The organism is Burkholderia sp. HI2714 (assembly GCF_002223085.1).
GTDB classification, from domain to species: domain Bacteria; phylum Pseudomonadota; class Gammaproteobacteria; order Burkholderiales; family Burkholderiaceae; genus Burkholderia; species Burkholderia lata_D.
Genome location: NZ_NKFM01000051.1, coordinates 131,331 through 138,386 on the forward strand (window position 1 = coordinate 131,331; position 7,056 = coordinate 138,386).

The 7,056-nt window shown below is 65.5% G+C and carries 6 protein-coding genes; 4 read left to right on the plus strand and 2 right to left on the minus strand.

Annotated elements, in window-relative coordinates:
* Nucleotides 1-178: 178 nt before the first annotated feature.
* Nucleotides 179-322, plus strand: a complete 144-nt coding sequence (locus tag CFB82_RS26170; protein WP_231937907.1) for a hypothetical protein — start codon at nt 179-181, stop codon at nt 320-322.
* Between the two features lie 131 nt (nt 323-453).
* On the opposite strand, the gene CFB82_RS26175 is transcribed toward CFB82_RS26170, so the two are convergent.
* Together CFB82_RS26175 and CFB82_RS26180 are read right to left on the minus strand one after the other, a co-directional pair.
* On the minus strand, nt 454-3,324 hold the full coding sequence (locus CFB82_RS26175) for an alkaline phosphatase family protein (RefSeq protein ID WP_089485875.1): 2,871 nt from the start codon (nt 3,322-3,324) through the stop codon (nt 454-456).
* A 268-nt stretch (nt 3,325-3,592) separates the two neighbouring features.
* Nucleotides 3,593-4,075 carry an Lrp/AsnC family transcriptional regulator gene (locus CFB82_RS26180; RefSeq protein ID WP_021159229.1) on the minus strand — a complete coding sequence of 161 codons (483 nt, stop codon included), beginning with the start codon at nt 4,073-4,075 and terminating at the stop codon, nt 3,593-3,595.
* 284 nt (nt 4,076-4,359) lie between these two features.
* Between CFB82_RS26180 and CFB82_RS26185 the strand changes: the two genes are divergently transcribed.
* From CFB82_RS26185 to CFB82_RS26195, 3 genes are all read left to right on the plus strand, one after another.
* A complete protein-coding gene (locus CFB82_RS26185) occupies nt 4,360-5,007 on the plus strand; it encodes a LysE family translocator (protein WP_089485876.1) in 648 nt (215 codons plus the stop codon).
* A 122-nt stretch (nt 5,008-5,129) separates the two neighbouring features.
* Nucleotides 5,130-6,305, plus strand: a complete 1,176-nt coding sequence (kch, locus tag CFB82_RS26190; protein WP_089485881.1) for a voltage-gated potassium channel protein — start codon at nt 5,130-5,132, stop codon at nt 6,303-6,305.
* A 69-nt stretch (nt 6,306-6,374) separates the two neighbouring features.
* On the plus strand, nt 6,375-6,806 hold the full coding sequence (locus CFB82_RS26195) for a YqaA family protein (protein ID WP_089485877.1): 432 nt from the start codon (nt 6,375-6,377) through the stop codon (nt 6,804-6,806).
* The last annotated feature ends 250 nt before the right edge of the window (nt 6,807-7,056 follow it).

Consider the following 7,056-nt stretch of genomic DNA (forward strand, 5'->3'; position numbering starts at 1 on the left):
CGTGCAGGCGCGGCCTCGTCATGCCCGTGGGCCGCGCGCAGGCATCCGACATTCATGTTGCGAAGCAGCAACACAAATTGTCAGCAATTCTCATATAACGAAATCGCATTTCACAAAGCGAAGCCGTTTCGCTATGATTAGGGTTATCCCTAACTCGCCACCTATACGGGGCTTCGTCATGCAAACGTCTAACATCTCCGACCGTTCCACCGAATCCGCTGGCTGGCTCGCACGTATGGGCGAGCTGATTGCAGAAGCCTGGGCACTCCACCTCGAGAACTGCGAAATCATCGCCGAAGCACACGCACGCCTGCCGCACTGAACGGCACGACCACGGCAGGACAGGTTTGAAACGAAAGACGGCTCGTCAAGCGGGCCGTCTTTCGTGAGCGGACATGCTGCCCGCCGCGGCCTGCGCCGGTCTCCCGGCCAGGTTCCTGCGACGGGTGGCCGTCAACCCTTCACCGCATGCCTCGAGGTCGCCGGCCGCGCGTCGTCATCGTCGTCGTGCCGCCGCGTCGCCTGCTGCGTGTCGCCCGGCCGCATCGGGTACGGCTTCGCACCCATCAGCCCCTTCCACAGCACCTTGTTGTATGCGACCGCATCCAGCCGGTCCTCGACCGAGAAGTCCATCCCGCGCGTGACCGCCGCCCAGTAGCGCATCCCGTGCGTCGGCTTCAGCGCCGCCGTCTTGATGTCGCCCGCCGGGATCGGCAGCTGCGTGTTCGCGAGCAGGCCCGACGCGACCGCCTTGTACGTCCACTTCGACTGACTCATGTCGAACACGTCGGTCATCGGCCCTTGCGTCGCATCGAACAGCCCGAGGTGATCCAGGTTCAGCACCTCCGTGATCGTGCGGATCATGTTGACCGTCGTGTAATGCGTGCTGACGACCGCGTTCTGCTTCACGTACGGCCCGATCACGAACGCCGTGCTGCGATGTGCGTCGACGTGGTCCGGCCCGTCCTGCGCATCGTCCTCGACGACGAAGATCAGCGTATCCGCCGCATACGGGCTGTTCGCCAGCGCCTGCGCGACGCGGCCGACCGCATAGTCGTTGTCGGCCATGTCGAGCTCCGGCGTGTTGACGCCGTCCAGCGACGACCCGAAGCTGCCGGTATGGTCATGCGGCAGGCGCAACAGCGTCAGCGCGGGCAGCTGGCCGTTGCCGACGAACTGGTTGAATTCGCGCTCCCACTCCAGCTCGCGATACAGGTCCGGATACGCGTTGTCATAACCGCGGAAATACGGATCCGTGCGATCGACGAGCGCGGGCGTCACGCTGTACCCCTGCACCTTGTTGTCGGCGAACGGCGCGCGATCCATCGGAATCGCGTTCGGGCCGCCGTTGCGCGAGATATCCATGAAGAAGCCGTAGTTGCGCACCGTCAGGCCCGCGCGCAACGCGGCGTTCCAGATGTAGCCCTGCTGTACGGCGTCGGACGGGCCGTCCGGCGCCGACACGTCTGCCGTGCCGGGCAGCAGGTCAGGATCGGCCGGCGTGAGCGGGTTCGCCGTCGTGCGTTGCGCGCCGGTCAGGCCCACGTCGACGTTTCGATTCTGGCCTTCCCAGTCGTAAGAGCCGCCGCGCGAGCCGCTGCGTGCCGGGCTGCTGGCGTAGTTGACGGGCAACATCTTCGCGCCGGCGTCGGATTCGCGTGCGCCGGTCGACCACGGCCAGCCGTTGCCGCTCACGTCGCCGGAATCGTGAAAGTTGTCGAGCGTGACGAACGTCTTCGCGAGCGCATGCATGCTCGGCGTCGTCGCGTCCGGGAACTCGGCCAGCGACGGATCGCCGTTCCCGCGGCCCAGATCGCCGAGGATCTGGTCATACGTGCGGTTCTCCTTGACGATATAGATCACGTGCTTGATCTTCTGCCGCAGCGCGTTCATCGTCGCGACGTCGGCGCTGGAGAGCGCGGCATTGAAGCTGTTGTTGTCGGCGACCTGCTTCGTCAGTAGATCGAGCGTCGCGCTGTCCGGCGCGGGCATCCACATGAAACCGCCCTTGCTCAACTGCTCGATGTACTGGTTCTCCACCAGATGCACGGGCGAGTTCTTGACCGGGCACGGCACGGTCCGGCCGCTGTCCTTGCAGTTGCCCGGATTCGGCCCCGGCATGTTCTTCGTGTAGACCATGTAGAGCGCATTGTTCGCGCCCACTGCGACATCGGACGGATACCATCCGGTCGGAATCAGTCCGGTCACTTTCGCGGTATCGCCGGACAGCGATACGACCGCGACGTCGTTGGTGCCGCGATTGGTCACGTACAGCGTGGTTTCGTCCGGCGACAGCGCGAGCCCGTTCGGCGACGCGCCGCGATACTGCATTTCGGTGACGAGCCCCGCGGGCGCAACCGTCGACACGCTCGACACGACCTTGTTCGATGTCGTATCGATCACCGACACGATGTCGGCGTTGTCCGACGCGACGTAGAGGCGACTCTGCGCCCGGTTCAGCACCATCTTGTTCGGGTTGCCCTTGACCGGGATACGCGTGACGATCTGCGGCGCATTGGTCGAGATATCGACGACGACGATCTCCCGATCGCGTTCGCTCGACACGTAGGCCGTCTTGTTGCCGACGATGCGAACCGCGTTCGGATATTCGCCGCCCGGCGTGCCCGACGCACCGCCGCTCTTGCCCGGACGGAGATCGCGTTCGGCGAGCACGGCGCCCGCGGCGAGATCGACCAGCGTGACGCTGTCGTGATAGCGGTTCGCGACGACCGCGCGCTTGCCGTCCGCCGTCACGTCGACACCGGTCGCAAGCGGCGAGCTGCCGAGACCGTTGCCGCCCTTGTGACTCAGCGCGATCGGTGCGCCGGCTTCGCCCCATACGCCTTGCGACAGCGCGAACACGTGCAGGTTGTCGTCGCCGCCGCCGGTCACGTAGAAATGCTGGCCGTCCGGCGCGAATGCGATGCCGACATAGGTATCGGGCACCGGCAGCGCCTGCTTCTTTACCGGCGTGCCGCCCGACACGTCGAACACGAACACATACTCGTTCGAGTCGGCATTGATCAGCTTGCCGCCCGCATCCAGCCGGTTGTTGTAGCCGCTCGTCAGCACGAGCAGCGTCTTGCGGTCGGGACTGAGCGCCTCCGACACCGGCTGGCCGGCGATCAGGTTCGGCACGTCCTGCAGCCCCGGATTCAGCGCGACGAGCGTCGTGCCAGGCGCAGCCGACGGCGTGATGCGCTGTCCGGTCGACAGCAGCGTCGACGTCGTGTCTCCCAACGTCGCGGTCGTGTTTACGGAATCGCTGTTGCAGGCGGTCAATGTCGCGGCAACTGCTCCGGCCAGAACGAAAGTCTTGTACACGGATGCTCCTGTTTCGAACGAAAACGTTTTCACCACCCCGTCGTAACGGGGAGTAATAATTCGTAACGAGCAGCAGGATAGTGACCGTGAATGAACCACCGGTGACGGCCACCTTGCCAAAGGCGTGCATGTGCTTTCGTTTTGCCTTCAATCGCAACTCGGTGCGAAGGCCGGCCAGTGAGCATTGCGCGTCGACGACGGCCAAGGACGCCGGTCGCGGCCAGCGGACAACACGCGCACCGTGCAGCCTGCACGGCGCCCGGAACGCTCACACCTGAATCGACGGCACGTCCTTCATGCAGCGCAGCGCGAACATCGAGCGGCTGTGGCGGATGCTCGAAATCTTGTACAGCTTTTCGCGCAGGAAACGCTCGTAGCCTGCCGTGCCATCCACCGCGACCTTGATCCAGTAGTCGTACTCGCCCGACACGAGATAGGCCTCGAGCACCTCGGGCAGCGCGGCGAGTTCCTCGCCGAAGCGTGCGAGCGCGTCGTCCTCGTGGCGATCGAGCGTGACTTCGAGGATCACGATGTCCGCATAGCCCAGCTTCCGCTGATTGACGAGCGCGACGTAACCGTCGATGTAGCCGTCCACCTCCAGCTGCCGCGTGCGGTTCCAGCACGCGGTGGTCGACATGCCGATCTGTTCGGCCAGTTCGGCGTTCGACAGACGCGCATTTTTCTGCAGTGCACCGAGGATCTTGCGGTCCTGGCTGTCGAGCGTTTTCGGCGAGCGTTCACGGGTGGCCATGGCGAAAAGAATCTTCTACTGAAAACCTGGATTCTAGCTGAACGTCATTCCGGATTTGTGTCGGTTTGTGTGGAAAAGCGGAAGCCTTTTAATCCGGCCCCTTGATATATTTTTACCCATGCCTGCTGCCCGGCACGTTCCCCGCGACAACCCCTTCGCACCGGGACGCACAGCCGCAATCACGAGTTGCGGTGCCGGCCGCAGGCATGCGATTCCCCGCCGCCCGCGCGCCTATCCGGCCGCGCGGCCTTGGCGCCCGTGTTCCTGTTCCTGCCCTACCCGTCATGTCGTTCAGGCTTTACCTCTCGTTTCTCGCGGCTTCCGCCGTTCTCGTCTACGCCCCCGGCCCCGTCAACCTCCTCACCATGAACCAGGCGCTCCGCGCCGGCTGGCGCCGCGCGCTGCCGTGCGTCTGGGGCGGCACGCTCGCCGTGCTGCTGCAACTCGCGCTGACCGCGCTGTGCCTGAATTCGCTCGTGCATCTCGACGAGCGCGCGCTGACCGTGCTGCGCTGGGCCGGCGCGGCCTACCTCGTCTGGCTCGGCTGCAAACAATGGCTCAGCCGTGCACCGGCCGGCGCACCTGCCGCCTCGGCCGAGCCGGCCGGAACGGCCACGCCGGACATCGACTCGCACCGCGCGCTGTTCTGGCGCGGCCTGGCGACCTCGGGCATCAATCCAAAGACGCTGCTGTTCTTCCCGTCGTTCTTTCCGCAGTTCATCAGCCCCAGCGCCGACTGGAGCCTGAACCAGCAGTACCTGCTGCTCGCGACGACGTTCGCGGTGCTGTTCGCGGGCGGCGTCGCGTCGATGGCGCTGTTCTCGCACCGGCTGAGCCGCGCGCTGCAGCGGCCCGCACGGATGCGCGCGATGAACCGCGTCACGGGCGGCCTGCTCGTCGGAATGGGCGCAATCATGGTCGGCTGGAACTGAAAGCAACCGGGCGGCCGGCTCCATCGCGGCCGCCGCAAAGCCGCTCGAAAAAGCAGGCGATCGCCGAATGCTTTAGGGTAGCGGCTGTTTCGATGGACATGCCCGGCCAGCCGGGCGACTGGATGAAGCCCCTCACTCCCCGCCTGCGGCGCCTGTTCGCGCCGATCGGCCTACACTGGTATCTCGCTCTCCTCCTCGCACTCGATGCGCTCATGGTGCTGCGCCCCGTCGTCGAGCATGCCAGGCTCGGCGTGCATCACGCGTGGCTCGCCGATGCGCTGAATCTCGTCGACAACGCCGGGCTCGTCGTGTTGCCGCAAGTGGTCGTCGCGGCCGGCCTCGCGACGATGGCCATCGGCATCGTGCTGCGCGCCCGCGTCGCGTGGGTGCTGTCGATCCTGCTGCTGGTCGCGGCCGCCGCGATCAGCGTGCTCGGCGGCTATCGCAGCCACGCCGTGTTCGTCTATACGGCCGTGCTGGCCGTCGCGCTGCTGTATTACTGGCGGCACTTCGACCGCGCGAGCGTCGCCGCGAGCAGCCTGTTCGCGTTGCTGAGCATCGTGTCGCTGCTGATCTACGCGACCTTCGGCGTGCTGTATCTCGGCGACGAATTCACGCCGCCCGTCCACGATCTCGCCACGGCCGTCTATTTCTCGATCGTGTCGATGTCGACGGTGGGCTACGGCGACATCGTCCCGCACGCGCCGACCGCGCGCCTGTTCACCGCGTCGGTGATCGTGCTCGGCATCACGGTGTTCGCGACGTCGATCAGCGCGGTCGTCGGCCCCGTGATCGGCGGCAATCTGAAACGGATCGTCAAGGGAGGCATTTCGAACGTGATCCGCAAGCATCATTACCTGATCGTCGGCGCGACACCCGTCGCGCATGCCGTGCACGACGGGCTGCGCAAGCGCGGCTACGCGGTGACCGTCGTCGTGCCGGCCGGCGTCGAGCACAACTATCCGGCCACGACCGACCTGATCGTCGGCGATGCGACCGACCACGCGGTGCTGGAAAGCGCAGGCGCGGCGACCGCGCGTGCGGTGCTCGCGCTGCGTTCCGACGATGCCGAGAACGCCTTCATCATCCTCGCGATCCGCGAGATCGCACCGTCGGTACGCACGGTCGCGCTCGTGAACCAGCAGCGCAACCTCGAACGGCTGCGCCTGCTGAAGCCCGACATGGTGTTCTCGCCGCAGCAACTCGCGGGCGAACTGCTGGCCAGCACGCTCAACGACGAACCCGTCGACAAGTCGCTGATCTCGCACCTGCTGTTCGGCACGGCCGACGCCGCCTGAACGCCTGAACGCATGGCCGTGTGACCCTGCGCCCCCGATTGGCCGGCGCGTGACCGGTACAATCGCGCGATGTCCGAATTGCTCACTTACGGCGGCCTGTTCGCCGTGTCGATGGTCGCCGCGACCCTGTTCCCGCTCCAGTCCGAAGCCGTGCTCGCCGGCCTGCTGCTCGCCGGGCGCGAACCCGTGTGGGCACTGGTGCTCGTCGCGAGCATCGGCAACGTGGCCGGCTCGGTGATCAACTGGGCGCTCGGGCGCGGCATCGAGCACTTCCGCGAACGCCGCTGGTTTCCCGTCAAGCCCGCCGCGCTCGCGCGCGCCGAGCGCTGGTATGCGCGCTACGGCCGCTGGTCGCTGCTGCTGAGCTGGGCGCCCGTGATCGGCGATCCGCTGACGATGATCGCCGGCGTGCTGCGCGAGCCGCTGCCGTCGTTCCTCGCGATCGTCATCGTCGCGAAGGTCGCGCGATATCTCGTGATCGCTTGGCTCGTGACGCACTGACACCCGCTTCTCGTCGCCCACCCGTGCGACGGCCGCACCGGCTGGCGCCGCCTTCGACGACACACGCTAAAGATTTCGCCGAAGTTGCCGTAAGCTCTCAACAGAAAGTAAATCTATAATTTGATCCGAATCCTTGAAGGACCGTATCGACGTCTTCTTCAAGGGTTTGGATGTCACGCGCCTTGAAGGCCAGCCACTCATATTTCATCTTGTGCCACAGTTTCTCGATGCGATTGAGCTCCGGGCTGTA